At 61.7% G+C, this 1,032-nt stretch carries 1 protein-coding gene and 1 pseudogene; both read left to right on the top strand.

All coding sequences use genetic code 11. The annotated features are described in order from the left end of the window. Positions 1-236, top strand: a pseudogene (locus tag OB03_RS14505) (hydroxymethylbilane synthase); the annotation flags it as partial. Next, on the top strand, positions 237-929 hold the full coding sequence (locus OB03_RS14500; RefSeq protein WP_242912510.1) for a uroporphyrinogen-III synthase: 693 nt from the start codon (positions 237-239) through the stop codon (positions 927-929). Positions 930-1,032 lie beyond the last annotated feature (103 nt).

Here is a 1,032-nt window from a genome sequence, read left to right as displayed (position 1 = left end):
GCGGTGCCATGCTGGCGCTCGAAGGGTCATGCCGAACCGCCGTGGGAGCGTTTGCCCATATCAACGGCGAGGAAATGATCGTGTCGACCGAGCTGTTGTCGCCCGATGGTCAATCGCGCTGGACCCGCACAGGCTCGGTTTCCGCCTTTTGCAGCCACGACCAAGCCCGTGCTCTGGGCATCGAACTTGGACAACAGGTCAAAGCCGCAGTTGGCGATCAGAAGGTCTCTTACTGAATGAGCGGCGGCGGGCGCATCTGGGTTACCCGCACCCTCCCCGGTGCCCATGCGACCGCCACGCGCCTATCGGCCTTGGGCTATGAACCCGTGGTGCGCCCTTTGTTGGAAGTGCGCCCGATCCCTGATGCTTTCGACGGCGCGCCTGCTCCATCAGCCATCGCCTGCATAGCCCTGACCAGTCCCAATACCGTCGATGCTATCCGCAGCGGGCTGGCCGCCTATACCCACATCCCCGCCTATTGCGTGGGCGATACGACCGCGCGTGCAGCTTCGGACGCTGGATTTAGTGAAGTGCATTCTGCAGCGGGCGATATCCAAGCCTTGGCCAAGCTGATCTCCTCGCGGATGTCTTCCGGACTGGTCTTTGCGCCCGGCGCGGAGCAACCTGCCGGAGACCTTCCCGCATTATTGCCCAACCACGAGGTCGTTCGTCTCCCAGTCTACTCGACGGTGGAATCAGAGGGGACGATTCCCGACGCTCTGTCTGCCGTCATGATCCACTCTCCGCGCGCCGGCGCTACCCTCGCAAAGAGGCTTTCGGAGAAGGCCGCTCCCATGTCGGTCATCGCCATATCAGATGCTGCAGCGCGGCCTTTTGCGGGGCTTCAAGGCGTCTGCATCACCGTAGCCGATCATCCAGATGAAGAAGCCATGCTAAGAGCACTTGGCAATTCAGGATTGGCCGTATAATAAACCCGCCTCTTCGCCGGACAGGCACCGCCTGTCGCGATCAAGGGCCGCTTTAGCTCAGCTGGTAGAGCACCGCATTCGTAATGCGGGGGTCACGTGTTCG

The organism is Brevundimonas sp. GN22, assembly GCF_054824005.1.
The sequence above is the reverse complement of the archived record's forward strand: the minus strand, read 5'-3'. Positions and strand labels throughout refer to the sequence as shown.